The sequence below is a fragment of the Streptomyces sp. NBC_00252 genome (genome assembly GCF_036187565.1).
Lineage (GTDB): Bacteria > Actinomycetota > Actinomycetes > Streptomycetales > Streptomycetaceae > Streptomyces.
The window spans coordinates 6,949,322-6,973,669 of the sequence record NZ_CP108087.1 but is presented as its reverse complement, the minus strand read 5'-3'; the positions used below and the strand labels follow the sequence as shown (position 1 = coordinate 6,973,669).

Sequence of the window (24,348 nt, the reverse complement as noted above, 5' to 3'; positions counted from 1 at the left end):
TGCGGGGGCGTGGGGGCTGGTCGCGCCCCCGCGGCGGAGCCGCACATCGATACAGCCCCGCGCCCCTGACAGGCTGCCCCTTCGGGGCGCCTGTCAGGGGTCCCCCTCGCCCTAACATGCGGGCATGAACGAACCATCGGCACAAGCTCGTTGGGAGCAGCTCACTCAGCGGCCTCTGTTAGGGCTCGCGGTCGGCTTTGCCGTTGCCTATGCCGTGCCGATCGTGGACTCGACCGCCGGGCATCGGCTGACGATCGTGTGCACGGTGGTCGAGTGGGTGGTGTGGGGGGCGTTCGCCGCCGACTATCTGATGCGGCTGGCGATGTCCCGGGACCGGCGACGGTTCGTGCGGACGCACTGGATGGACCTGTGCGCCGTGGTGGTGCCGATACTCCAGCCGCTGCGGCTGCTGCGCATGGTGTCGACGCTGATACTCGTCGGGCGCCGAGCGCGCATGGCCTCACAGATCCAGCTGACGACCTATGTCGCGGGCTCGGTGATCGGGCTGCTGATGTTCGGTTCGCTCGCGGTGCTCTCCGTGGAACGGGACTCCCCCAACGGGAACATCCGGACGCTGGGTGACGCCGTGTGGTGGTCCTTCACCACGATGACGACAGTGGGCTACGGCGACCACGCCCCGACCACCGGCCTCGGCCGCATGATCGCCGTCGGCCTCATGCTCTCCGGCATCGCCCTGCTCGGTGTCGTCACCGCGAACATCGCCACATGGTTCATCGCCCGCTTCGAGAAGGACGACGTGGAGGAACGCCGCCAGACCCAGGCGATCGAGGAACTGACGGAGGAGGTACGGGCGCTACGGGCGGAGGTGGCGGCGTTGTCGGGGGCGGGGGTCCCGGGGGCGATGGGGGACGAGGTGGCGCGGTAGGCGGGGGGGGCGGGGCGGCTATGACTTGGGGAGGCGTGGGCTTGGGGGCGGTTGCGGCTCGGGGAGGCATGGGCTCGGGGGCGGCTGCGGCTCGGGCGCGGCTGCGGCTCAGGGAGGCGCCGGTGCGCAGGGCGTGGGCTGGGGCCTGGTACCGCAGGGTGTGGGCTCGGGGTTGTTCCGCAGGGCCTCGGTTCGGGTCCAGTGCCGCAGGCCGTCGGCGCGGGTGCCGCTGCGCAGACCTTCCCCTCGGGCCTAATTCCGCAGGCCATCGGCCGGGGCCAGTTCGCCGGCCGTCGGGTCAGGCTGAGCTTCGCAGGGCGTCGGTCCAGCCCGACTGCAGGTCGTCCGCTCGGTCCTAGGTCCGCAGGGCGTCCGCTCGCTTCCAATTCCGCAGGCTGTCGGCTTGGGTGCGCTTCGCGGACAGTCGGCTCGGGCCCAGGTCCGCAGGTCGTCCGCTCGCGTTCAATTCCGCAGGCCGTTGGCTCGTGTACCGCTGCAAAGACCGTCCGCTCGGGCCGAATTCCGCAGGCCGTCAGCTCAGGCTCAGTGCCGCAGGGCGTCGGTCGGGCCCAACTGCTCAGGCCGTCCGCTCGGCTGGGGCTCTGCGGACGGCCTGCCTGGTCTCCGGTCGGGGGAACATCTGGTGCGCCTCGGCTCAGAAACGCCCGCTGGGCCGGGAGTTCGGAAGACCGTGCCCTACCGGGGTCGGAAGACATCCGCTCCCGCTCACCCTCCGCTCGGAGAGCGGCCGCCCGGCGTCAGCGTGGATGAACGTCCATCCGCGCTCCGCTCAGACACCCGCCGCCCGACCTCCACCCAGGTGAACATCCACCCACGCTCCACTCAGGGAGCGGCCGCGCGGTCGGCGCCCAGTTGGACATTCGCCCGCGCCCACTCAGACACCCACCGCCCGACCCCCGCCCAGTTGGACATCCACCCGCGCCCCACTCAGCTCTCAGAAGAACGTCCACATGATCGCCGCCAGTGTGTCGATCGCGCCCAGGATCAGGGCGATCAGGGCGGGGAGTGAGCGGGAGCCTGTCCAGCGGCGGCCCATGGAGAGCCAGCCGCAGATCAGGGCGACGGGGCCCAGGAGGAGGCCCAGGGTGAAGAAGCCGGCGATGGCGCAGATGAGTCCGATGATGCCCAGGGTCGCGCGGTCCGGCCCGGTCCCTGACCTCATACGGCCACGTGAGCGGGGGTATTTGCGCGTTCCGTTGCCGAGACCCGTCATCGTCAACTCCCTGGGCGTGCATGCCAGTTCGGCCGATCTGCCTACGCCCTCCGGATACCCCGCCCGACGCGAAAAAAGCCTGCTTGCGCGCTGCCCCCCTCCGGCAGCGCGCCGCAGACCACCCCGTCCCCCTGCCCTGCGGAGGACTTGACCCACTGTGACCTGCGGCGCGTACCGGGTGCCAGGAATCTTTAGCGGAGTCACCCTGATAGGCGAACTCCCCCCGCATCAGGGTTAGATGTGGGCCGCCCCCGCGCCCGCCTCCGCGTTCTCGCCGCGCTTGGTGAGGAGCGCGACGAACACCGCGACCACCGCGACGCCGGCGGCGACGAGGCAGGCCAGGCTCATGCCGGAGATGAACGTGTCGTGGGCGACCTGCGTGATCTTCGCGGCGATCGCCTCCGGCGTGTTCGGAGCGACCGGGGCGACACCGACCTGCACCGCCTCGGCGGCCGCGTCCTGCTGCGGCTGGGTGAGCTTGGGCAGACCCGCGTCCGCCCAGTTGCCGGCGAGGTCGCTGTCGACGCGGGAGGCCATCACCGCGCCGAGGACGGCCGTACCGAGGCTGCCGCCGATCTGCATCGCGGCCTGCTGGAGACCACCGGCGACACCGGACAGCTCCATGGGCGCGTTGCCCACGATGACCTCGGTCGCGCCGACCATCACCGGGGCGAGGCCGAAGCCCAGCAGGGCGAACCAGATCGACATGACACCGCTGCCGGTGTCCGAGGTGAGGGTGGACATGCCGTACATCGCGATCGCGGTCGCCGCCATGCCGCCCGCCAGCGGGATGCGCGGGCCGAGCTTGGTGATCGCGGCGCCGGCGAGCGGGGAGCCGACGATCATCATCCCGGTGAGCGGGAGGAGGTGGAGACCGGCGTCGATGGGGCTCATTCCGTGCACGTTCTGCAGATAGAACGTCACGAAGAACAGGCCGCCCATGAAGGCGATCGCCATCAGGACCATGAGGACGACGCCCGCGGACAGCGGGACCGAACGGAACAGGCCGAGCGGGATCAGCGGTTCCTTGACGCGCTGCTCCCAGAACGCGAACAACGCGAAGCCCAGCACCGACACGGCGAGGAACGTCCAGGTCGTGGCGGAACCCCAGCCCCAGGTCGGCGCCTTGATGAGGGCCCAGACGAGACAGAACATCGCGCCGGAGAGGAGCACGATGCCGAGGATGTCGAAGGAGCGCGGCGCGTTCTCCGCGCGGTGGTCGCGCAGGATCAGCAGGCCGAGGATCAGCGCGATGGCGCCGACCGGCACGTTGATGAAGAACACCGACTGCCAGTTGACGTGCTCGACGAGGACGCCGCCGAGGATCGGGCCGCCCGCGGTGGAGGCGCCGATGACCATGCCCCACAGGCCGATGGCCATGTTGAGCTTCTCGGCCGGGAAGGTGGCCCGCAGCAGGCCGAGCGCGGCCGGCATCAGCAGCGCCCCGAACAGCCCCTGGAGCACGCGGAACGTGACGACGAACGCGATGCTGTGCGAGAGCCCGATCGCGCCGGACGCGAGGGCGAAGCCGGTCACGCCGATCAGGAAGGTCTGGCGGTGGCCGAAGCGGTCACCGAGCTTGCCCGCGGTGATGAGGGAGACCGCGAGGGCGAGGAAGTAGCCGTTGGTGATCCACTGGACGTCGGCGAAGCTGGCGCCGAGGTCCTTCTGGATGGCCGGGTTGGCGATCGCGACGATGGTGCCGTCGAGGGCCACCATCATGACGCCGACGGCGACGGTTATGAGGGTGAACCACGGGTGCCCGCGCAGCCCCGTGGACGGCGTCGGGTCGGACGGGGCGGCTGGTGCCTTGTCCCCCGGCCCCGTCGCGCTGATGGTGGTCTGACTAGTCATACGCGCGAGGCTAATGTCAGCCACTGACAGTTGACAAACAGATTCAGATGTCGCCGACTGTCAACAATCGCGAGGAGAACAGCATGGACACGTTGCGCGAGCGCAAGAAGGCGCGCACGCGGGACGCGCTGCTGCGCGCGGCCCTGGAGCTGTTCACGACCAAGGGGTACGAGCGGACCACGGTCGACGAGATCGCCGAGGCGGTCGACGTCTCGCAGCGCACCTTCTTCCGTTACTTCGCGAGCAAGGAGGAGGCCGCGTTCTTCGTGCCCCGGCTCACCGAGACGCACTTCGTGAGCGCGGTCCGCGCCCGCCCGCCGCAGGAGGCCCCGCTGGAGGCGCTGCGCCGGGCCGTGCTGGAGAGTTGGGACACCATCAACGAGGCGATCCAGCAGGTCGTACCGCTGGAGCTGCACCTGCGGACCTACCGGGTGATCGAGTCGACGCCCGCGCTGCTCGCCGTGCATCTGCGGCGCTCGCTGGAGCTGGAGGAGGAGCTCGCGCAGATCATCGCCCGGCGCGAGGGGCTCGACCCGGACACGGATCCCCGGCCCCGGCTGGCGGTGGCGGTGTTCGGCGGGGTGATGCGGGTGGTGGAGCGGATGTGGATCGCGGGGGACGACCTCAGCATCGACGCGATGCGCGAGCTGACCGCGGCGTATCTGGACGGGGTGGGACCGGCGCTCGCCGGGAACTGGCGCGCGATCCGTGTCGAGTGAGTCGTACTGAGTTTCTCGTCACGTGCCGCTGAAACGTGATCCCCGTCACTCGGTTAACGCGAGACCCTCTCGTTCTCCTAGTGTGTCCTCCCAGTGACTTCCTTCGACTCCTCCCCCACGCTGAACGCCTGGCGCGCACTGCTCGCGCTGGCCGTGGTGTTCGTGATGCTGGCGACCACCGGTTGGACCGCGGTCCGCAGCCACCCGGGGAAAACGGCGCTCCAGACCTCGCTCTCCGCGTGGGAGCACGGCCATGTGAACGGCCGCGAGCTGCCCGACCCGGACGCCTCCCCGACCCGGCTGGCCCGGTTCTTCGCCTCGCTCACCACGCAGCAGCGGACGCGCCTCGCGCACCGCTACCCGCTCGCGGTCGGCAACATGAACGGCGCCCCGGTCTCGCTGCGCTACCGCGCCAACCGCATCGCCCTCGACCAGCAGCGCAAGGTCGAGAAGAAGCGCATGCACGACCCGCGTCTGACGCCCGTCGGCAAGCAGGAGGCGGGCCGGCTCATGCACCGCTTCGAAGCGCTGATGACCGGGAACCGTCACATCCTGTCCTTCGACCCCGAGGGCTCGGGCCGCATCGCCGAGGTCTTCGGCGACCTGGACACCGCGCAGCGCGTGTCGGTGATCGTCCCCGGAGTCGACACCGATCTGCTGACCTTCCAGAAGACGTACAAGAACTACACGGCACCGGTCGGCATGGCGCAGAACCTGTACGCGGCCGAGAACACGGCGAAGTCCGCGACGGACACCCTCGGCACGCGGACCGCCGTCATCGCCTGGGCCGACTACACCGCCCCCGGCGGCCTCGGCATCGACTCCGCCACCGCGGGACGCGCCGAGGCCGGCGCCGTACGGCTGAACGCCTTGGTGCGGGCCCTCCCCGGGACCGCGCAGATCGCCCTGTTCTGCCACAGCTACGGCTCGGTGGTGTGCGGGGTCGCCGCGCACGAGCTGCCCGCCCGGGTGACCGACATCGCGGTGGCCGGCAGCCCCGGAATGCGTACCTCCAGCGCCGCCCACCTGCACACACGTGCCCGGGTGTGGGCGATGCGGGACGCGAACGACTGGATCCAGGACGTGCCGTACATGGAGCTCGGCGGTCTGGGACACGGCGAGGACCCGGTGTCGAACGCGTTCGGCGCGCGGGTGCTGGCCGCGAAGGACGCGCAGGGCCACACCGGGTACTTCGCGCCCGGCACCGACAGTCTCGCCAACTTCGCCGACATCGGGGTTGGCGCGTACCGCTCGGTGACGTGCGCGCACGAAGGTGACACCTGTCGAGAGGGTTTGTCCGGCGCCTCGGCGGCCGGACGCGCGTAGAAACAGCAGGAAGTGCGGTCTGCGCGGGGATGGGACGGAGGAGCATGTGCCGCCTACGATGAGCCGCATGGGTGACGTACTGGCCGGATTTCATGCCGCCTGGGAGTTCGAGTCCGACTCCGTGCTCATCCGCTACGAACGGGGCATCCGGACACCCAAGCTGTTCCAGGCGCTCGGCGAGCGCCGGATCCCCTTCGAGGCGATCGAGACGGTGACGCTCGCGCCGGGCCGGCGCGGCACGGTCGTGCTGCGCGTGGAGCCGCGGGCGGGGGCGGACCCGTTGATGGAGGCGGCCGCGGGGCAGCTCAAGGAGAGCTGCGATCCGTATCGGCTGGTGCTGCCCGCCGAGCGGGAGACTCTCGCCGAGTACTACGCCGACGAGTTGCGGGCGCAGCTGAAGCCGCACGACGGGGACGCGGAGCGGTTCCTTGTGGCCGCGCCCGAGGTGCCGCTTCGGTTCAAGGCGTACGACGGGAAGGCGTCCTTCGACGGGAAGACGGTGTCGTTCCGGTGGTTCTGGACCGGCGCGTCGTCCGCGAAGTGGAAGGCCGGCGACCAGAGTTTCCCGGTCGCCGACCTGAACGGGGTCGAGTGGCGCTCCCCCGAGGTTTTCGAAGGGCATCTACGGCTGTTGCGTGGGGCCGCGCCGCTGCTGCCTGTTGATCAGGATCCGGCGGCTGTGGTGTTCGGGCTGGGGTATGGGCCCGTGCACGAGTCGTTGCCCTTCGCCGCAGCGGTCCTCTCCGCCGTTCGCACCGCCCGCCCCAGTGCCGTGGTGCCGGCCATGCGGCGCGACCCTGCGGACATCGCCGAGCGGATTCGGCATCTTGGGGAGTTGCATCAGTCGGGGCTGGTGACTGATGAGGAGTTCGCCGTGAAGAAGGCTGAGTTGTTGGCGGAGTTGTAGCGGGGGCTGCTCGTCGTTTTCGGGGCGTTTCTACTCCCTGTTGGACGACGTGAACGTCATGTCCGCGTAGCGGTCGCCCGCCACCTTGCCGGCGATCGGCTCCAGGAGGGACAGTTCGTCGTCCGTCAGGACGATCCTCGTGGCGGCCGTGTTCTCCTCCACCCGGCCCGGCTTGGTGGTGCCGGGGATGGGGATGACCGGGAGGCCGTGGACCTGCGCCCGCTGCTGCACCCAGGCGAGGGCGATCTGGCCCAGGGACGCCTCGTGGGCCTCGGCGACGGTGCGGACCGGGTCGAGGAGGGTGGCGTTGGCGGCCGCGTTCTCGCCGGTGAAGCGGGGTTGGGTGCGGCGGAAGTCGCCCTCGGTGAGGTCCTGGTCGGCGTTGGCGAAGGAACCGGTGAGGAAGCCCCGGCCCAGCGGTGAGTACGGTACGACCGCCACGCCCAGCTCGGCGGCGGCGCCGACCAGGCTGATCTCGACGTCGCGGCTGAACAGCGACCACTCCGACTGCACGGCGGCGATGGGGTGGACGGCGTGCGCCGCCCGCAGTTCCGCGCCGGTGACCTCGCTCAGGCCCAGGTGCTTGACCTTGCCCTCGGCCACCAGTTCCGCCATCGCGCCGACGGTGTCCTCGATGGGGACGGCCGGGTCGCGGCGGTGCATGTAGTAGAGGTCGATGACGTCGATGTCGAGCCGCTGGAGGCTGGCCTCGACCGCCTGGCGGATGTACGGGCGGTCGTTGCGGATGACGCGCCGGGTGGGCTCGCCGGGCGGGATCGACAGGGCGAACTTGGTGGCGATGACGAGCTGGTCGCGGTGGGCCTTGAAGAACGGCGACAGGAACCGTTCGTTCTCGCCGCCGCCGTACGCGTCCGCCGTGTCGTACAGGGTGACGCCGAGTTCGAAGGCGCGGTCCAGGGCGGCCTGGGACTGCTTGGCGTCCGAGGGGCCGTAGGCGAAGCTCATGCCCATGCAGCCGAGGCCCTGGACGCCGACCTCGGGGCCGGCCGCGCCGAGCCGTGCGGTCGGGATCGTGGTGTCGGTCATCCTGCCTTCTCCTTTTCGTAGGCGCGGCCGGCCGTGGCGTAGAAGTTGATCTTCCGGTCGAGGACGGCCAGGGTGTCCTGCAGTTCGGCGATCCTGGCGATGACGTCCCTGCGGGTCGCCTCCAGGAGTTCGAAGCGGTCACCGTAGGTGTGCTCGCCCTCGCGCATCAGCTCGGCGTAGCGGACCATGTCGGCGACCGGCATCCCGGTCAGGCGGAGCTTGCCGACGAGGTCGAGCCAGTCGAGGTCGCGGTTGCTGTAGCGGCGCTGGCCGGTGTGCGAGCGGTCGATGTGCGGCATCAGCCCGATGCGCTCGTACCAGCGCAGGGTGTGCGCGGTCAGCCCGGTGAAGGCCACGACCTCGCTGATCGTGTAGCTGTCCGCGCCGTCCGGACGCCGCTCGGCCTGTGGCGGGCCCGCGCAGCTGTCGGTACTGGTACCCGTGGTCTCCATCACCGTCATGACCACCACGCTATGGCCTTGGAGTGCACTCGAAGCAAGCGGAACCGGTAAGAAATCGGCGGGACGGGCGAGGGGTGCGCTGGATAGCGTACGGACCATGAGTCTCGTACGACGGGCAACTCCCGAGGATGCCGCCGAGCTGCTGCGACTGCGCCAGGTGATGATCGACGCGCTGCCCGGGTCGGACCCCGGCACGGACTGGCACGCGGAGTCCCTGCCGACGCTGCGGGAGCGGCTGGCGTCGGACGAGGACTTCGGGGCGTTCGTCGTGGACCATCCGGAGCGACCGGGGGCGCTGGCCACGCTGGTCGTGGGCACGGTGGACTACCGGATCGGGAAGGCGGGGAACCCGCGCGGGAAGGCCGGGTTCGTCTTCAGCGTGGCCACCGATCCGGACGCGCGGCGCCGTGGGTACGCCCGCGCGTGCATGGAGGAGCTGCTCCAGTGGTTCCGTGAGCGCGGTGCCGGCCAGGTCCTCCTGACCGCCTCCGCCGATGCCGAGCCGCTCTACGCGTCCCTCGGTTTCACGCGCAAGCCCGACCCCATGATGGGGCTCATGCTCTGAACCACTTAGGCTCGATGGCATGTCCTTGCAGAGCCTCGCGCTGATCGAGAACTGGCCGGTGCCGACCGCGGCGGCGGCTGTCGTACGAGCCGGTGGAACCGTCCTCGGGACCCACGGCCCGACCGACCACCGCTTCCCGCTCGCCTCGGTCACCAAGCCGCTCGCGGCGTACGCCGCCCTGGTGGCGTACGAGGAGGGCGCGATCGAGCTGGACGAACCGGCGGGCCCGCCCGGCGCCACGGTCCGCCACCTCCTCGCCCACACCTCGGGCCTGGCCTTCGACGAACACCGCGTGACGGCCCCGCCCGGCCAGCGCCGCCTGTACTCGAACGCGGGCTTCGAGCAGCTCGGCGACCACGTGGCGAAGGCGACGGAGATCCCGTTCGCGGAGTACCTGCGCCAGGCGGTCCTCGACCCCCTCGGCATGACGTCCACCTCGCTGGACGGCTCCCCCGCGAAGGACGGCGTCTCGACGGTCGACGACCTCGTCCGCTTCGCCGCCGAACTCCAGGCGCCCCGGCTCCTCGACCCCCGCACGGTCGCCGAGGCGATGACGGTCCAGTACCCCGGCACCAAGGGCGTCCTCCCCGGCTACGGCCACCAGAACCCCAACGACTGGGGCCTCGGCCTGGAGATCCGCGACTCCAAGTCCCCCCACTGGACGGGCAGTTCGTCCTCTCCACGCACCTTCGGCCACTTCGGCCAGTCCGGCACGTTCCTGTGGGTCGACCCGGTGGCGGGCGCGGCCTGCGTCGCCCTGACGGACCGGGCGTTCGGGCCGTGGGCGGTCGAGGCGTGGCCGCCGTTCACGGACGCGGTGCTGGCCGAGATCTGAGCACTCCTCACCCGTGACGTGCCGCGCTCGCTAAAGTGAACTCCCTTGCGGCCCCGGCCATTTGTCTCACGAGGAACGGCGAGGTGTCCCGTTGGAGGGAACGTCTCACGCGACCCCCACGGTCGTCGTCCTGACGGCATTACCGCTCGAATCCCTGGCTGTACGTGAGCAGTTGACGGACGTCCAGGTGGAAGTGCACCCGCAGGAAACCCTGTTCGACGTCGGCCGGGTGCCCGGGCTGCCGTGGCGCGTGGCGGTCGTCGAGATCGGGGAGGGCAACAGCGGCTCGGCGGCGCACACCGAGCGGGCGATCGCGTACTTCCAGCCGACCGCGGTGTTCTTCGTCGGGGTCGCCGGCTCCCTCCGCGCCGAAGTCGCCCTGGGGGACGTGGTCGTGGCCAGCAAGATCTACCTGTACCACGGCGGCAAGGAGAGCGACGACGCCTTCCGCGCCCGCCCCCGTGCCTGGGAGATGCGGCACGGCGTGGAACAGCGGGTCCGCCGAGCCCTGCGCGACAGCCCGGGCACCCACTTCAAGCCCTTGGTCTCCGGGGACGTCGTACTGAACTCACGGACCTCCCCGCTGGCGGACCTGATCGACCGGAGCTACAACGACGCGGTGGCCATCGACATGGAGAGCGCCGGGATGGCGCAGGCCGCGCAGCTCAGCGACATACCCGTGCTCGCCGTCCGCGGGATCAGCGACTTCGCGGACGGCCGCAAAGCGGTCGCGGACGCGAAGGGCACCCAGCCGGTGGCCGCCCGGAACGCGGCCGCCGTCGCCGTGCGGATCCTTCGGGAACTGCCCGTCCCCCGGCCCCGTCCCGAGCCGCCCGCGCCGCCGCGGACACCCGCCGTCCTGCTCGTGTCCCGAGAGGCCGTCGCGCCCCGCGACACCGCCGGCTGGCGCGACGGAGCCGTCGTCACGGTGGACGGAACGAAGTGTCTGCTCCACCACGGCCCGGGCGCCCCGCCCACCGAGACCGTGTCGCCCGACCACACCGTCACCCGGCGCCAGGCGCTCGCCCGGGTGCTCGGGCCCGATCGGCCCGCGCGCTTCGTGTGGCTCAGACAGATCGTGACGCCGTACGGCGGTCCGGTGGCCGAAGCGGCGCTGCGCGCGCTGTCGGACGAGCGCGACCTGCTGCGGCGGTTGAAGCGGGGGCCGGGCGTCGTCCACCACGTCCGGCAGGGCGATACGGCGACCCTCGCCCTGGCGTGGCCGCTGACCCGGCGGTCCCGGACCCCGTGCGACACCCTCGCCGAGGTCCTGCCGGAGGGCGTCGAGAGGCTCGGCGCGTGGGAGTCGTACCGCGTGCTGCGCGGTCTGGAGGCCTCGTGCGGGATTCTCGGCAGGCTCCATGAACTGGGGTCGGCCCACCGCATGCTGGAGCCGACCGCGCTGATTCAGGACGACGACGGCCGCCTGCTCCCGCGCGATCTCGGCCTGGCCACGACCGCACCCGTGCCCGGCGAGGCACCCGGCCCGTACCAGGCCCCGGAGCAGCGGCGCGGCCACCGCGGACGGGCCGGCGAACACGGCGCGGCCACGGACGTCTACCGATTGGGTGCGCTCGTCCACCATGTGCTCACCGGGTCCCCGCCGGTGCCGGGGATGCCCTCCGCGCTCCCCCGGCTCACCGGGTGTCCCTCCCCCGGTGTCGAGACCGTCGACGCCGCGCTCTCCCCCGATCCTCGGGCCCGTCCCGGTCTGCCCGAGCTGGTCAAGGCGCTGCGTTCCCTGAGCGAGAGCCTCGCCGATCCGGCCCGAGAGGAGCGGTGAGCGCCCACGTGACGTTCTCCACCCTTCGCCTGGCGAGTCCCCTGGTGCTCGTGCCCGGCAACTCCCTGGACAAGCAGCTGCGCGACAAGTCCCGGATCCACCCCGTGCTGCCCGCCGTCGAACAGCTCGCCCGGGACCTGAACGCCCTCGGCAACGGTGTGCCGGCCCGGATCGACGACGGCGGCGGCAGACGCGACGCGAGCCTGCTGGTGCACACGTCCACCTACCGGCTGCGGCTGTATCCGACGGACCGCAGGACGGGGTACTTCATCAGTGCCGTCGATCCGGTTCGGCTGCGCGACCACAACGAACTCGCCAAGTCCAGCCTGCTGGTCCGGCCGCCCGGATGGCAGGTGGTGTTCGGCGTCCGCGCCATACCGCAGGGCGCCGACGCGGGCTGGGAGCAGCTGCGAAAAGCCTGGCGGCGCCTCGGCACCGTGAGCACCGAGCACCGGGAGAGCTCCGCGCCCGACCCCGCCCAGACCGCGTTCCTCGACTCGGTCGGTCGACTCGTCGACGCCACCCAGCGGATCACCACCCGGGAGGAGCGGCGCGGCGGCCCGTACCCGTACGCCGAGGTCACCTCGACCGGCGGCCAGCGCCACGGCCGCCACGCGATGTACGAGTTCCGGCTCGCCGAGTCCGAGCTGCCCAGGGAAGGCACCTTCGTCGAAGTGCGCGGCGAGGAGGAGATGCGGGGCCAGGTGACACGCGGGGACGGCCGCTCCGTGACCGTCCGTTTCGACCAGCCGGTGTCGTGGGACCACATCCCCCGGCAGGGCGAGCTGGCCGAGACGCCGAGTTCCGTCGTGTTCGACAAGCAGCGGGAGGCCCTGACGCTGCTCGGATCCGGCCGGGCGGGCAACCCCCTGCTGCTGCCCGCGATGGTCGAGCACCGGGTGCGGCCCCTGCGCCCCGCGCCCGTGACCCCCGGCGAAGCCCTGGACCCCGACCAGCTGACGGCGTTCCGCAAGGCCCTGGCCACCGAGGACGTCCTGGTCGTCCTGGGGCCGCCCGGCACCGGCAAGACCCGCACCATCACGCAGATCGCCCACGCCTGCGCGACCGGTCGCGCGGGCGGCCGGACCGACGACGACGCGAGCGGCCGGGTGCTGGTCACCTCGCACACCAACCGGGCCGTGGACAACGTCCTGGCGAAACTGCCGCGCGACCTGGTGGTGATACGCGTGGGCAACGACGGCAAGGTGTCCCAGGACGGTCGCCCCTACCTGCTGGAGCAGCAGATCGGCGACCTGACCGGGGAGATATCCCAGGTCATGGCCCAGCGTGTGACGGCATACGCGCAGGTGGAACCCGCGCAGGCCTGGACCGACGAGCTGGCGCGGGTGCTCGAGCGGCTCGACCGGCTGATGACGGAGGAGATGGCGGCGGCGGCAGGAGTGACCTCCGCCCGAGCCATGGCCGGCGGCCCCGTGCAGGAGCGGCTGAACGCCCTGACCACCCAACGGGAGCACGACCAGGACGCGCGGAACGAGGTCGTACGGCGCATCGAGCGGGCGGAGCCCAAGTACCAGCGTGCGCACGAGCGTTCAGAAGGCCGGATGGCCGGGTGGTTCTTCCGCCCGCTGGCACAGCGATGGCATCGGCAGCTCGACGGACTGCGCGCTCGGGACGAGGAACTGCGTGCCGCGCTCACCGCCCTGGACACGGACCTGGCCGCGACCCACCGGGAGCTGGAGCGGGTCACGCACGACGCCCCCGCCGTGCGCTCGGCCCGGGACGCCTGGCAGAAGGCGATCGCGCACCGCGCCGACTGTCAGCACAAGGCGTACGACGCCGCGGACCTGGCCACCGCGGCCATCGCCGCCTTGGAGCCGCTGCCTCCACTGGAGCGGACCGACGACGTCAGGGCCGCGCACAGTCACCTACGGGCGCGGAGAAGCTGGTTGGGCGAGCGGCTCCCCCTGCTCGCCGAGCGGCGGCGGCTGCTGACGGAGTGGAAGGCCGCGGTCGCCGCCGAGTCGGAGCAGCTGCTCCCCGAACTCATCCGCTACGCGCACGTCGTGGGCGCGACCTGCATCGGCACCGCGTCCCGCCCGGAGCTGTCCGGCATCGACTTCGACCTGGCGATCGTCGACGAGGCGGGGCAGATCGGCATCGCCGACGCTCTCGTCCCCCTCGTCCGCGCACGGCGGGGAGTGCTGGTCGGCGACCACAAGCAGTTGCCGCCCTTCCTCGACACCGAAGTGGCCGACTGGGGCAAGGACATCACCTCGCCGGAGGTGAGGTCGCTGATGACGAAGAGCGCCCTGGAACGGCTGGTCGACGGGCTGCCGGGCTCGCACGTCGTGCAGCTGAACCTGCAGCGCCGCATGCCGGTGGAGATCGCCGGCTTCGTCTCGACGGCCTTCTACGGCGGCCGGCTGCGCACCGAGCACGACCACCCGCACCACGACCCGCTGTTCAGCAGCCCGATCGCCTTCGTGGACACCGGAGAACTGCCGGCCCGGGAGCGGCAGGAGTCGTCGGGCCGCCGGGCCGGCGAGTCCTTCGGCCGCACCGGCGTCCTCAACCGCTGCGAGGCCCGCCTGCTCGCCCGGCTCGCCGCGTTCTACCACCGGCGCGGCGGCGACTGGGCGGTCATCGTGCCCTATCGCGCGCAGGTCTCGGCGGTGGTCACCGAGCTGACCCGGCTCATCGGCGACGCCCAGCGCGCCAGGGAGGGGGTCGGCACGGTCGACTCCTTCCAGGGCGGTGAACGCGAAGTCGTCCTCTACGGCTTCACCCGCAGCAACCCCCAGGGCCGCATCGGCTTCCTGAAGGAACTCCGCCGCGCCAACGTCGCGTTCACCCGCGCCCAACGGCAGCTCGTCCTCGTCGGCGACCTGGGCACCCTGCTGCGCGCCGACGACCCCGACTTCCGCGCTCTCGCCCAGGACCTGCACATCCATCTGCGGCAGTACGGCGACATCCGGAGCCACGAGGACGTCATGGCGCTGCTGGCGAAGGCGGCGACGGAAGGAGACGGGGTGTGAACGGCGTCCAGCGGCTGATGCCCTTCCCGCCGGAACGGGTGCTGGAGGACGCCGCCGTCGAGCGGGGTCTGGCGCCGACCAGGCTGCACGCGCTGTTGCTGCCGGTGTGGCAGGTGGAGATCCGGGCCACGGTGACCGAGGGCGAGGACTTCCATCTCATCGACCGCCATCTGGAGCGCGGTCTGGCGTACGGCGGTCTGACGACCGTGGCCGAACTGGCCGTGTTCTTCGCCCTGGAGGAATCGCTGGTCGCCCAGGCGGTGCGTTTCCTGACCCGCACCGGTCACATCGCGGAGCACGGCGGCAGGATCGCCCTCACCGCGCTCGGCCTGCGTTCCGTCCAGGACGACCGGCGCTATGTGGTCACCCGTGAGGACCGTCGCAAGCTGTACTTCGAGGCGCTCTCCTGCACTCCCCTGCCCCGGACCCACTACGACGAACGCAAGGTGACCCCGCTCGCGGGCGAGGCCGTCCAGAAGCTGCTGAACAGCAAGCAGTTCCCGCGGTTCACGATGGTGTCCGTCATGACCGGCTTCGACCACGGGGCGCTCACCCGGCTCGCGGCGCAGACCGACCGGGAGCAGCGCGACCGGCTCAATCTGCCCGTCGCGCTGGACCAGGTGCAGAGCATGGGCGGCGAGGACCTCGTCCACCTGCCGGTCCACGTCGTGCGCGGGCTGCGCGAGGACGGGCGGTCCGGGCTGCTCGTCTACAGCCAGGTGGGCTCCGAGCCCGACCGTGATCTCACCGCCGTGATCGAGCGGGCCGACGGCATCATGGCGGCGATCGAGGCCGAGGAACGGGAGGCCGAACACCATGAGGCGAGCCTCCGTGCCGCCGAGACCTGGCTGGCCCAGCAGGGCCTGGAAGCCCACCGCCCGGAGCGCCGCGGAGACGGCACGTACTCGGTCCCGCTGCCGCCGTCCGCGTACGGCGCGGACGGCATCCCGCTCACCAGGGTCGGTTCGTACACCGTGCGGGGCAGCAGCTTCTTCCATCTGTGGTGCCCGGACGAGAATCTCCGCAAGCGCGCGCTGCTGGCGCGTCTTGACCTGCGGCTGGGTGGCGGTCGGCGTGCCACCCGTGCCGACGTCGAGGCATACGTCGACCGGCTCGCACGACAGCTCGACCTCGCCGTGCCCGATCTCCGACGGCTGCGCCGAGGCGCGGAGAACACCGGCTACCAGGGCCTCGCCGCCCAGCTGGCCCGCCTGGCCGGCGACCAGGAACCCCGGTGACCGTTCCCGGATTCAGCCGGTCATCTCCCACATCAGCAACTCGGCCCCGCTGTCCGCCTCCACCACCAGCTCCCGCGCATCCGTGACCCGCGCCGCGTCCCCCGGCCCCAACTTCCCCCCGCCCAGCCGCACTTCACCGCGCACGACATGGACGTACACCTGCACCGCGTCCGGTACGGCCGTGCGTTCGCCGGGGATCAGGCGGCGGACGTGGAGCATCGCGCCGGCCTCCGGTACCGCGTAGGGCGTGGAGTCGGCGATGCCACGGACGATCTCGTACGACGGTTCGCCGCCGGGTTCCAGGGGGGCCAGCCACATCTGCACGAAGGTCAGGGGGGTGTCGCTGTCGTTGCGTTCGACGTGCCGGACGCCGGCGGCCGAGCTGAGGCGCTGGACGTCGCCGGGGCGGACCCGGGTCAGCTCGCCGGTGGAGTCGCGGTGGCTCAGCTCGCCCTCCACGACCCAGGTGATGATCTCCGTGTGGCTGTGCGGGTGTTCGTCGAACCCGGCGCCGGGTGCGAGCCGCTCCTCGTTGCAGGCGATGACCGCGCCGAATCGGAGGTTGTCGGGGTCGTAGTGCGGGCCGAAGGAGAAGGCGTGCCACGACTCGATCCCGGCCTGCGGGTCACCCCCTGGGTAGCGCTCGGCGGAGCGCCGTACGTCCATCACACGGACCACGGTAGACCTCGGTCGAGACCCGCCACCGCACGCTCCCGTCCGGATAAGGCAGTCTTGTCCCCGTGCCCGAACCCGAAACCAGCAAACCCGCAGGCCCTGTACCCCGTGCCCATTCGCACCCGGCGACTCTGAAGCGGCTGGAGCAGTCGTCCGGGAGTCTCGCCGCCCAGGCCATCGCGCGCATGGACGAGACGCTGCCGTGGTACCGGGCGATGCCACCGGAGAACCGTTCCTGGATCGGGCTGGTCGCGCAGGCCGGTATCGCCGCGTTCACCGAGTGGTTCCGGCATCCCGACGCCCCGCAGGCCATCTCCACCGATGTGTTCGGCACCGCCCCGCGCGAGCTGACCCGGGCCATCACGCTGCGCCAGACCGTCGAGATGGTGCGGACGACGATCGAGGTCATGGAGTCCGCCATCGACGAGGTGGCCGCCCCGGGCGACGAGTCCGTACTGCGCGAGGCGCTCCTCGTCTACGCCCGCGAGATCGCCTTCGCGACCGCCCAGGTGTACGCGCAGGCCGCCGAGGCACGCGGCGCGTGGGACGCCCGGCTGGAGTCGCTCGTCGTGAACGCCGTGCTGAGCGGGGAGGCCGACGAGGGTGCCGTGTCCCGGGCCGCCGCGCTGGGGTGGAACTCGCCCGAGCACGTGTGTGTGGTGCTGGGGACCGCGCCCGACGGGGACAGTGAGCTGACCGTGGAGGCGATCCGGCGGGCCGCCCGGCACGCCAAGCTCCAGGTGCTCACCGGGGTGCTCGGGGACCGGCTCGTCGTCATCGCCGGCGGGAGCGACAACCCGCTCGCCGTCGCCAAGTCGCTGATCGGGCCGTACGCGGCGGGACCCGTCGTGGCCGGGCCCATCGTGCCCGACCTGCTCGCCGCCACCCGCTCCGCGCAGGCCGCCGCCGCCGGGCTCAAAGCGTGTTCCGCCTGGCAGGACGCCCCGCGCCCGGTACTGGCGGACGACCTGCTTCCGGAACGCGCGATGGCCGGAGACCCCAGCGCCCGGGACCAGTTGGTGGAGGAGATCTACAGACCGCTGGAGGAGGCCGGGTCCGCGCTCCTCGAGACACTGAGTGTCTATCTGGAGCAGGCGAGTAGCCTCGAAGGTGCCGCGCGCATGCTGTTCGTGCATCCCAACACCGTGCGCTACCGGCTTCGACGTGTGACTGACGTCACCGGCTGGTCGCCGTCGGATGTACGCTCCGCGTTCACGTTGCGGATCGCGCTGATCCTGGGGCGTCTGGCTGATGGAGATCCCCAGAACTAACCTTTTGTCGGGGCCCCACAAAACCCCTTCCCGTTCTTCGTCCCTGTCCCCACGGGCGGCCGTGCCCGTCCCCAAGAGAGAGTGTGAGAGTGCTCGTACTCGTCGCTCCCGGCCAGGGCGCCCAGACGCCCGGCTTCCTGACCCCCTGGCTCGACCTCCCCGGTGTCGAGGACCGTCTGCGTGCCCTCTCGGCCGCCGTCGACCTCGACCTGGTGCACTACGGCACGGACGCCGACGCGGACGAGATCCGTGACACCGCCGTCGCCCAGCCGCTGCTCGTCGCCGCCGGACTGGTCTCCGCCGCGGCCCTCGGTGACGTGACCCCGGGTGCCGTCGCCGGTCACAGCGTCGGCGAGATCACCGCCGCCGTCCTCGCGGGCGTCCTGGACGACACGGCCGCCCTGACCCTCGTGCGCAAGCGCGGTCTGGCGATGGCCGAGGCCGCCGCGATCACCGCGACCGGCATGTCCGCGCTGCTCGGCGGCGACCCGGACACCACGGTCGCGCACCTGGAGAAGCTCGGTCTGACCCCGGCCAATGTGAACGGCGCGGGCCAGATCGTGGCCGCCGGCACGATGGAGCAGCTCGCCGCCCTGGAGGCCGACAAGCCCGAGGGCGTCCGACGGGTCGTGGCCCTGAAGGTGGCCGGCGCGTTCCACACCCGGCACATGGCCCCGGCGGTCGACACGCTCGCCAAGGCCGCGCTGGAGCTGACGCCCGCCGACCCGACGATCACGTACGTCTCGAACAAGGACGGCCGGGCCGTCGCCACCGGTGCCGAGGTGCTGGACCGGCTGGTCGGCCAGGTCGCCAACCCGGTCCGCTGGGACCTGTGCATGGAGACCTTCAAGGAGCTGGGCGTCACCGCCCTCCTGGAGGTGTGCCCCGGCGGCACCCTGACCGGCCTCGCCAAGCGCGCCCTGCCGGGCGTCAAGACGCTGGCCCTGAAGACCCCCGACGACCTCGACGCGGCCCGCGAGCTCATCGCAGAGCACGCCAACGCCTGAAGAAGGAGCCGTAGGAACATGTCGACGAAGATCAAGCCGAGCAAGGGCGCACCGTACGCGCGCATCCTCGGCGTGGGCGGTTACCGTCCGGTCCGGGTCGTCCCGAACGAGGTGATCCTGGAGACGATCGACTCGTCTGACGAATGGATCCGCTCCCGTTCGGGCATCGAGACCCGGCACTGGGCGAACGACGAGGAGACCGTCGCCGCGATGTCCCTTGAGGCGTCCGGCAAGGCCATCGCGGACGCGGGCATCTCCGCCGAGCAGATCGGCGGCGTGATCGTCTCCACGGTCTCGCACTTCAAGCAGACCCCGGCCGTGGCGACGGAGATCGCCGACAAGCTGGGCACGGACAAGGCCGCCGCGTTCGACATCTCGGCGGGTTGCGCGGGCTTCGGCTACGGCCTGACGCTCGCGAAGGGCATGATCGTCGAGGGCAGCGCGGAGTACGTGCTCGTCATCGGCGTGGAGCGGCTGTCCGACCTGACCGACCTGGAGGACCGCGCGACGGCCTTCCTGTTCGGTGACGGCGCGGGCGCGGTCGTCGTCGGACCCGCGAAGGAACCGCACATCGGTCCGACCGTGTGGGGCTCGGAGGGCGACAAGTCCGAGACCATCAAGCAGACCGTGCCGTGGACCGAGTACGACAGCACGGGCAAGTTCCCTGCGATCACGCAGGAGGGCCAAGCGGTCTTCCGCTGGGCCGTGTTCGAGATGGCGAAGGTCGCCCAGCAGGCGCTGGACGCGGCCGGGATCACCCCGGACGACCTGGATGTCTTCATTCCTCACCAGGCCAACGAGCGGATCATCGACTCGATGGTGAAGACGCTGAAACTGCCGGAGCACGTCACGGTCGCGCGTGACGTACGCACCACCGGCAACACCTCGGCCGCCTCGATTCCGCTCGCTATGGAGCGGCTTCTGGCGACCGGCGAGGCCAAGAGCGGCGACACCGCGCTCGTCATCGGCTTCGGGGCGGGTCTCGTGTACGCCGCGACGGTCGTTACCCTCCCCTAGGCACTCCGTGCCGGATCATCATCGGATCCGGCATGGTCGCACCTACCTGCCGCTGCCGCGGCGGGGCACCGCCACACCCTCTGGATCACAAAGAAGGAGCGCCTGACATGGCCGCCACTCAGGAAGAGATCGTCGCCGGTCTCGCCGACATCGTGAACGAGATCGCCGGCATCCCGGTTGAGGACGTCCAGCTGGACAAGTCCTTCACCGACGACCTGGACGTCGACTCGCTGTCCATGGTCGAGGTCGTCGTCGCCGCCGAAGAGCGCTTCGACGTCAAGATCCCCGACGAGGACGTCAAGAACCTCAAGACGGTCGGCGACGCGACCACCTACATCCTCGAGCACCAGGCCTGAGCCACGTCTCGGGCCCGGACCACCGGGCCCTAGCCACCTCATAGGCCCGGCTGCATGGCCCCGCCACCCGGCGGTGGCGCCGCTTAATCCTCGTACCGTTGGAGAAAGATTTCCCGTGAGCCCGACCAATCGCACCGTGGTCGTCACCGGTATCGGCGCAACCACACCGCTGGGTGGCGACGCAGCCTCTACCTGGGAGGGTCTGGTCGCCGGCAAGTCCGGCGTCAAGCCCCTGGAGCAGGAGTGGGCCGCCGAGCAGGCGGTCCGTATCGCCGCGCAGATCGCCGTGGAGCCCTCGGAGGTCATCCCGCGTCCGCAGGCCCGCCGGCTGGACCGCTCGGCGCAGTTCGCGCTGATCGCGGCTCAGGAGGCGTGGGCCGACGCCGGTTTCACCGACAAGGCCGGTGAGGACACGTCCGTCGACCCCGACCGGCTCGGCACCGTCATCGCCTCCGGCATCGGCGGTGTGACGACCCTGCTCGACCAGTACGACGTGCTGAAGGAGAAGGGCGTCCGCCGCGTCTCCCCGCACACCGTCCCCATGCTGATGCCGAACGGCCCGTCCGCCAACGTGGGGCTGCTCGTGGGCGCCCGCGCGGGCGTGCACACGCCGGTCTCCGCGTGCGCCTCCGGCGCCGAGGCCATCGGCTACGCCATCGAGATGATCCGCACCGGCCGCGCCGACGTCGTCGTCGCGGGTGGCACGGAGGCGGCGATCCACCCGCTGCCCATCGCCGCGTTCGGCAACATGATGGCGATGTCCAAGAACAACGACGACCCGCAGGGCGCCTCGCGTCCCTACGACACCGGCCGCGACGGCTTCGTCCTCGGTGAGGGCGCGGGCGTCCTCGTCCTGGAGTCCGCCGAGCACGCCGCGAAGCGCGGTGCCCGGGTGTACGCCGAGGCGGTCGGCCAGGGCATCTCGGCCGACGGCCACGACATCGTGCAGCCGGAGCCGGAGGGGCGTGGCATCTCCCACGCCCTGCAGAACCTGCTCGACAACACCGATCTCGACCCGGCGGAGATCGTGCACGTGAACGCGCACGCCACGTCGACGCCCGCGGGTGACGTGGCCGAGCTCAAGGCGTTGCGCAAGGTGTTCGGTGACGACGCGGACCACATGGCCGTCTCGGCCACGAAGTCCATGACCGGGCATCTGCTGGGTGGGGCGGGTGGTGTCGAGTCCGTCGCGACCGTGCTCGCGCTGTACAACCGGATCGCGCCGCCGACCATCAACGTCGAGAACCTCGACCCCGAGGCGGAGGCCAACGCGGATGTCGTCCGCGGGGAGGCTCGTAAGCTGCCGGTCGAGGGGCGTATCGCCGCGCTGAACGACTCGTTCGGGTTCGGTGGGCACAACGTGGTGCTGGCGTTCCGGACGGTCTGAGACATTCGCTGAACGGCGTGTGGCCCGCTCCCTGGGTTTGGGGGGCGGGCCACACGTTGTTTTTCGGCTATCGGCCGGTGGGGGCTGGTCGCGCAGTTCCCCGCGCCCCTAAAAACATCACACCACCTGGTGCAGCCAGCGCACCGGAGCTCCCTCGCCCGCGTAGCGGAACGGCTCCAGCTCGTCGTCCCACGGCTTGCCCAGGAGTTTGGCGATCTCTGCTTCCAGGTCTGTTTCGCCCTGTTGAGACCTCGTCAGGGCCGCACGGAGGCGGTCCTCCGGGATGAGGATGTCGCCGTGGATGCCGGTGACGGCGTGGTAGATGCCGAGGTCGGGGGTGCAGCTGTAGCGCTCGCCCTCGGCGGTGGGGCAGGGTTCGGCGGTCACCTCGAAGCGGAGGAGGTGCCAGCCGCGGAGGGCCGAGGCCAGCTTGGAGGCCGTGCCCACTTCCGCCTGCCAGGAGAATTCGGAGCGCCAGGTTCCGGGGGCCGCGGGCTGTCGGATCCAGTCGAGGCTGACGCGTGTGCCGAGCACCCCGGCGACGGCCCACTCGACGTGCGGGCACAGCGCGCGCGGCGCGGAGTGCACGTACAGAACTCCACGTGTCGTCACCGGGACCTCCGGACAGAGCGGGGCATCTTGCGGGCTGGCAAACGGCGGCGGCAGCGCAGCCATGTTGAGGGCGAGGCTACCGTGCGGCGGGGCGCGGAGTGTGACGTACCGTCCGTCCCACTGCCAGGAAACCCCGCCATTCACCCATGGGGACGCTTGTACGGGGGTGAGGCGTTGCATCGCACACGTTCGGGAACCCTCGCGCGTTGTTATGGGTTGAGATGTGACACGACACCAAGGGGCTGGGCCAGGCATGCGATTCCGACGCCACCGTTCACGAGCCGTGCTCGCCGTCACGGCGGCGGCCGTCCTGGGCGCCGCCGGCTGTGACGCCGGCGGCGGTTCGACGGGCCCGCACAGCAAGAGCGGTACGGCGGCGAAGGCGAAGCCCTCCCCCACCCCGCTGTGGGACCGCAGCCCGTCCTCGGTCGCGGCGGTCGGCGACTCCATCACCCGCGGTTTCGACGCCTGTACGGTCCTGTCCGACTGCCCGGAGGTCTCGTGGGCGACGGGCAGTTCGGCCTCGGTCGACAGCCTCGCCGTACGGCTGCTGGGCAGGACGGGCGCGCAGCAGCGCAGTTGGAACTACGCGGAGACCGGCGCGCGGATGGCCGACCTGCCCGCGCAGATCGGGCAAGCGGTCACGCGCAAGCCGCAGTTGGTCACGGTGATGGTGGGGGCCAACGACGCCTGCGCGGCCTCGACGGCGGCGATGACCTCCGTCGCCGACTTCCGCACCGGCTTCGAGACCTCGCTGAAGACCCTGCGCAGGTCACTGCCGAAGACGCAGGTCTACGTCTCCAGCGTGCCGAATCTCAAGCGGCTCTGGTCACAGGGGCGGACCAACCCGCTGGGCAAGCAGATCTGGAAGCTGGGCATCTGCCCCTCGATGCTGGCCGACGCGGACGCCCTGGACTCGGCGGCGACCGAGCGGCGGGACACGGTGCAGGACCGGGTGGAGGCGTACAACACGGTGCTGAAGGAGGTGTGCGCGACGGACGACCGGTGCCGTTTCGACGGGGGCGCGGTCTACGACTACCGCTTCGGGACGGACCAGTTGAGCCACTGGGACTGGTTCCACCCGAGCACGGACGGCCAGGCGCGGCTCGCCGAGATCGCCTACCGCCACGTCACCGCACGCACACCCGTGACCTAGGGTTTCCCTCATGAGCGAACTTTTCGGCACACTCCCCGACGGCACGCCGGTGCACCGCTGGACGCTGGAGCGGGCGGGCGTGCGGGTGCGGGTGCTGTCGTACGGCGGGATCGTGCAGTCGGTGGAGGTGCCGGACCGGGCGGGCCAGGTGGCCGACGTGGTGCTCGGGTTCGCGGACCTGGACGGCTATCTCGCCCATCCCGAGCCGTATCTCGGGGCATTGGTGGGCCGGTACGCGAACCGGATCGCGGGCGGCCGTTTCCCGCTGGACGGGGTCACCTACTCGCTGGCGCAGAACAACGCGCCGAACTCCCTGCACGGCGGCGAGCGCGGCTTCGACAAGCGTGTGTGGGATGTCGAGCCGGTCGAGCACGGGCTGCGGCTCAGCCGGGTCAGCGCGCACGGCGAGGAGGGCTTCCCGGGGCGGCTCGTCGTCTCGGCGACCTACACGCTGGACGCGGCGGGCGCGCTGCGGTTCGTCTACGAGGCGACGACGGACGCGCCGACGATCGTGAACCTCACGAACCACAGCTACTTCAACCTCGGCGGCACCGGCAGCGGCACCGCGGGCGGTCATGAACTGCGGCTCGCCGCCTCGCGGTTCACGCCGGTCGACGCCGATCTGATCCCGACCGGCGCGCTGGACGACGTCACGGGCACGCGCTTCGACTTCCGTGAGGCGCGGAAGGTCGGCGCGGACTACGACCACAACTTCGTGCTCGACAAGGGCCTCACCGAAGCCCCCGTCGAGATCGCCGAGCTCCACGACCCGGCATCCGGGCGGGTGTTGACGGTGGCGACGACCGAGCCGGGCATCCAGCTCTACACGGCGGACTACCTGGAGGACCCCTTCACCCCGGGCGCCGGGATCGCCCTGGAGACCCAGCACTTCCCGGACTCCCCGAACCGGCCGGAGTTCCCGAGCACCCAGCTGCGCCCGGGGCGGACGTACCGGTCGGAGACGGTGTACGGCTTCTCGGCACGCTGAGCGGGTCGGGTGTGCGCGGGTCCGGGCG

The 24,348-nt window shown here is 71.1% G+C and carries 22 protein-coding genes; 16 read left to right on the top strand and 6 right to left on the bottom strand.

Annotated elements, in window-relative coordinates; genetic code table 11:
- Nucleotides 1–124 precede the first annotated feature (124 nt).
- The gene (locus tag OHT77_RS30860) at nucleotides 125–886 is read left to right on the top strand and encodes a potassium channel family protein (RefSeq protein ID WP_328831685.1); all 762 of its coding nucleotides are present in this window, start codon (nucleotides 125–127) and stop codon (nucleotides 884–886) included.
- Nucleotides 887–1,841: 955 nt separating this feature from the next.
- Here the strand turns inward: OHT77_RS30860 and OHT77_RS30855 are convergent.
- Both OHT77_RS30855 and OHT77_RS30850 read right to left on the bottom strand, forming a co-directional pair.
- On the bottom strand, nucleotides 1,842–2,120 hold the full coding sequence (locus OHT77_RS30855) for a small hydrophobic protein (RefSeq protein ID WP_328831684.1): 279 nt from the start codon (nucleotides 2,118–2,120) through the stop codon (nucleotides 1,842–1,844).
- A gap of 234 nt (nucleotides 2,121–2,354) precedes the next feature.
- The gene (locus tag OHT77_RS30850) at nucleotides 2,355–3,974 is read right to left on the bottom strand and encodes an MFS transporter (protein ID WP_266768268.1); all 1,620 of its coding nucleotides are present in this window, start codon (nucleotides 3,972–3,974) and stop codon (nucleotides 2,355–2,357) included.
- Between the two features lie 83 nt (nucleotides 3,975–4,057).
- Here OHT77_RS30850 and OHT77_RS30845 point away from each other — a divergent pair, with 83 nt between their 5' ends.
- The 3 genes from OHT77_RS30845 (at nucleotide 4,058) to OHT77_RS30835 (ending at nucleotide 6,926) form a co-directional block, all read left to right on the top strand.
- The gene (locus OHT77_RS30845) at nucleotides 4,058–4,693 is read left to right on the top strand and encodes a TetR family transcriptional regulator (RefSeq protein WP_328831683.1); all 636 of its coding nucleotides are present in this window, start codon (nucleotides 4,058–4,060) and stop codon (nucleotides 4,691–4,693) included.
- Between the two features lie 93 nt (nucleotides 4,694–4,786).
- On the top strand, nucleotides 4,787–6,019 hold the full coding sequence (locus tag OHT77_RS30840) for an alpha/beta hydrolase (RefSeq protein ID WP_328831682.1): 1,233 nt from the start codon (nucleotides 4,787–4,789) through the stop codon (nucleotides 6,017–6,019).
- Nucleotides 6,020–6,077: 58 nt separating this feature from the next.
- Entirely contained in the window at nucleotides 6,078–6,926 is an 849-nt protein-coding gene (locus OHT77_RS30835; protein ID WP_328831681.1) for a DUF4429 domain-containing protein, read from the top strand.
- A 30-nt stretch (nucleotides 6,927–6,956) separates the two neighbouring features.
- On the opposite strand, the gene OHT77_RS30830 is transcribed toward OHT77_RS30835, so the two are convergent.
- Together OHT77_RS30830 and OHT77_RS30825 are read right to left on the bottom strand one after the other, a co-directional pair.
- Nucleotides 6,957–7,973 carry an aldo/keto reductase gene (locus tag OHT77_RS30830; RefSeq protein WP_328831680.1) on the bottom strand — a complete coding sequence of 339 codons (1,017 nt, stop codon included), beginning with the start codon at nucleotides 7,971–7,973 and terminating at the stop codon, nucleotides 6,957–6,959.
- A complete protein-coding gene (locus OHT77_RS30825) occupies nucleotides 7,970–8,434 on the bottom strand; it encodes a MerR family transcriptional regulator (RefSeq protein WP_266768276.1) in 465 nt (154 codons plus the stop codon). The genes OHT77_RS30830 and OHT77_RS30825 overlap by 4 nt, the downstream gene beginning before the upstream one ends.
- A gap of 97 nt (nucleotides 8,435–8,531) precedes the next feature.
- On the opposite strand from OHT77_RS30825, the gene OHT77_RS30820 reads away from it, so the two are divergent.
- The 5 genes from OHT77_RS30820 (at nucleotide 8,532) to OHT77_RS30800 (ending at nucleotide 15,851) form a co-directional block, all read left to right on the top strand.
- A complete protein-coding gene (locus OHT77_RS30820) occupies nucleotides 8,532–8,999 on the top strand; it encodes a GNAT family N-acetyltransferase (protein WP_328831679.1) in 468 nt (155 codons plus the stop codon).
- Nucleotides 9,000–9,018: 19 nt separating this feature from the next.
- A complete protein-coding gene (locus tag OHT77_RS30815; protein ID WP_328831678.1) occupies nucleotides 9,019–9,834 on the top strand; it encodes a serine hydrolase domain-containing protein in 816 nt (271 codons plus the stop codon).
- Between the two features lie 91 nt (nucleotides 9,835–9,925).
- Entirely contained in the window at nucleotides 9,926–11,617 is a 1,692-nt protein-coding gene (locus OHT77_RS30810; RefSeq protein ID WP_328831677.1) for a phosphorylase family protein, read from the top strand.
- A complete protein-coding gene (locus tag OHT77_RS30805; RefSeq protein WP_328831676.1) occupies nucleotides 11,614–14,613 on the top strand; it encodes a DEAD/DEAH box helicase in 3,000 nt (999 codons plus the stop codon). The genes OHT77_RS30810 and OHT77_RS30805 overlap by 4 nt, the downstream gene beginning before the upstream one ends.
- The gene (locus OHT77_RS30800; RefSeq protein ID WP_328831675.1) at nucleotides 14,610–15,851 is read left to right on the top strand and encodes a hypothetical protein; all 1,242 of its coding nucleotides are present in this window, start codon (nucleotides 14,610–14,612) and stop codon (nucleotides 15,849–15,851) included. Before OHT77_RS30805 ends, OHT77_RS30800 begins: the two co-directional genes overlap by 4 nt.
- A gap of 12 nt (nucleotides 15,852–15,863) precedes the next feature.
- Here OHT77_RS30800 and OHT77_RS30795 read toward each other — a convergent pair whose 3' ends face one another.
- Complete coding sequence (locus tag OHT77_RS30795) at nucleotides 15,864–16,517, bottom strand: pirin family protein (RefSeq protein ID WP_328834392.1); 654 nt, start codon at nucleotides 16,515–16,517, stop codon at nucleotides 15,864–15,866.
- A gap of 74 nt (nucleotides 16,518–16,591) precedes the next feature.
- Between OHT77_RS30795 and fasR the strand changes: the two genes are divergently transcribed.
- From fasR to fabF, 5 genes are all read left to right on the top strand, one after another.
- Nucleotides 16,592–17,797: a fatty acid biosynthesis transcriptional regulator FasR gene (fasR, locus tag OHT77_RS30790; RefSeq protein ID WP_266768281.1), complete on the top strand. Its 1,206-nt coding sequence runs from the start codon at nucleotides 16,592–16,594 to the stop codon at nucleotides 17,795–17,797.
- 89 nt (nucleotides 17,798–17,886) lie between these two features.
- On the top strand, nucleotides 17,887–18,804 hold the full coding sequence (locus tag OHT77_RS30785; protein ID WP_328834391.1) for an ACP S-malonyltransferase: 918 nt from the start codon (nucleotides 17,887–17,889) through the stop codon (nucleotides 18,802–18,804).
- Nucleotides 18,805–18,822: 18 nt separating this feature from the next.
- Nucleotides 18,823–19,821, top strand: a complete 999-nt coding sequence (locus OHT77_RS30780; protein WP_328831674.1) for a ketoacyl-ACP synthase III — start codon at nucleotides 18,823–18,825, stop codon at nucleotides 19,819–19,821.
- A 107-nt stretch (nucleotides 19,822–19,928) separates the two neighbouring features.
- Nucleotides 19,929–20,177 carry an acyl carrier protein gene (locus tag OHT77_RS30775; RefSeq protein WP_033286874.1) on the top strand — a complete coding sequence of 83 codons (249 nt, stop codon included), beginning with the start codon at nucleotides 19,929–19,931 and terminating at the stop codon, nucleotides 20,175–20,177.
- Between the two features lie 115 nt (nucleotides 20,178–20,292).
- Nucleotides 20,293–21,564 carry a beta-ketoacyl-ACP synthase II gene (gene fabF, locus OHT77_RS30770; RefSeq protein WP_328831673.1) on the top strand — a complete coding sequence of 424 codons (1,272 nt, stop codon included), beginning with the start codon at nucleotides 20,293–20,295 and terminating at the stop codon, nucleotides 21,562–21,564.
- A gap of 117 nt (nucleotides 21,565–21,681) precedes the next feature.
- Here the strand turns inward: fabF and OHT77_RS30765 are convergent, their stop codons facing one another.
- Nucleotides 21,682–22,176 (bottom strand): DUF3145 domain-containing protein, encoded by a 495-nt coding sequence (locus OHT77_RS30765; RefSeq protein WP_266768288.1) that lies wholly within the window; start codon nucleotides 22,174–22,176, stop codon nucleotides 21,682–21,684.
- A gap of 253 nt (nucleotides 22,177–22,429) precedes the next feature.
- Between OHT77_RS30765 and OHT77_RS30760 the strand changes: the two genes are divergently transcribed.
- Both OHT77_RS30760 and OHT77_RS30755 read left to right on the top strand, forming a co-directional pair.
- On the top strand, nucleotides 22,430–23,332 hold the full coding sequence (locus tag OHT77_RS30760) for an SGNH/GDSL hydrolase family protein (RefSeq protein ID WP_328831672.1): 903 nt from the start codon (nucleotides 22,430–22,432) through the stop codon (nucleotides 23,330–23,332).
- A gap of 10 nt (nucleotides 23,333–23,342) precedes the next feature.
- Nucleotides 23,343–24,320: an aldose epimerase family protein gene (locus tag OHT77_RS30755; RefSeq protein ID WP_328831670.1), complete on the top strand. Its 978-nt coding sequence runs from the start codon at nucleotides 23,343–23,345 to the stop codon at nucleotides 24,318–24,320.
- Nucleotides 24,321–24,348: the final 28 nt, after the last annotated feature.

Excerpts from the sequence above, each read along its gene's own strand:
- OHT77_RS30860 (WP_328831685.1), top strand. The coding sequence starts at position 125 with ATGAACGAACCATCGGCACAAGCTCGTTGGGAGCAGCTCACTCAGCGG.
- OHT77_RS30855 (WP_328831684.1), bottom strand. The coding sequence starts at position 2,120 with ATGACGGGTCTCGGCAACGGAACGCGCAAATACCCCCGCTCACGTGGC.
- OHT77_RS30850 (WP_266768268.1), bottom strand. The coding sequence starts at position 3,974 with ATGACTAGTCAGACCACCATCAGCGCGACGGGGCCGGGGGACAAGGCA.
- OHT77_RS30845 (WP_328831683.1), top strand. The coding sequence starts at position 4,058 with ATGGACACGTTGCGCGAGCGCAAGAAGGCGCGCACGCGGGACGCGCTG.
- OHT77_RS30835 (WP_328831681.1), top strand. The coding sequence starts at position 6,078 with ATGAGCCGCATGGGTGACGTACTGGCCGGATTTCATGCCGCCTGGGAG.
- OHT77_RS30830 (WP_328831680.1), bottom strand. The coding sequence starts at position 7,973 with ATGACCGACACCACGATCCCGACCGCACGGCTCGGCGCGGCCGGCCCC.
- OHT77_RS30825 (WP_266768276.1), bottom strand. The coding sequence starts at position 8,434 with ATGACGGTGATGGAGACCACGGGTACCAGTACCGACAGCTGCGCGGGC.
- OHT77_RS30820 (WP_328831679.1), top strand. The coding sequence starts at position 8,532 with ATGAGTCTCGTACGACGGGCAACTCCCGAGGATGCCGCCGAGCTGCTG.
- OHT77_RS30815 (WP_328831678.1), top strand. The coding sequence starts at position 9,019 with ATGTCCTTGCAGAGCCTCGCGCTGATCGAGAACTGGCCGGTGCCGACC.
- OHT77_RS30795 (WP_328834392.1), bottom strand. The coding sequence starts at position 16,517 with ATGGACGTACGGCGCTCCGCCGAGCGCTACCCAGGGGGTGACCCGCAG.
- OHT77_RS30780 (WP_328831674.1), top strand. The coding sequence starts at position 18,823 with ATGTCGACGAAGATCAAGCCGAGCAAGGGCGCACCGTACGCGCGCATC.
- OHT77_RS30775 (WP_033286874.1), top strand. The coding sequence starts at position 19,929 with ATGGCCGCCACTCAGGAAGAGATCGTCGCCGGTCTCGCCGACATCGTG.
- OHT77_RS30760 (WP_328831672.1), top strand. The coding sequence starts at position 22,430 with ATGCGATTCCGACGCCACCGTTCACGAGCCGTGCTCGCCGTCACGGCG.
- OHT77_RS30755 (WP_328831670.1), top strand. The coding sequence starts at position 23,343 with ATGAGCGAACTTTTCGGCACACTCCCCGACGGCACGCCGGTGCACCGC.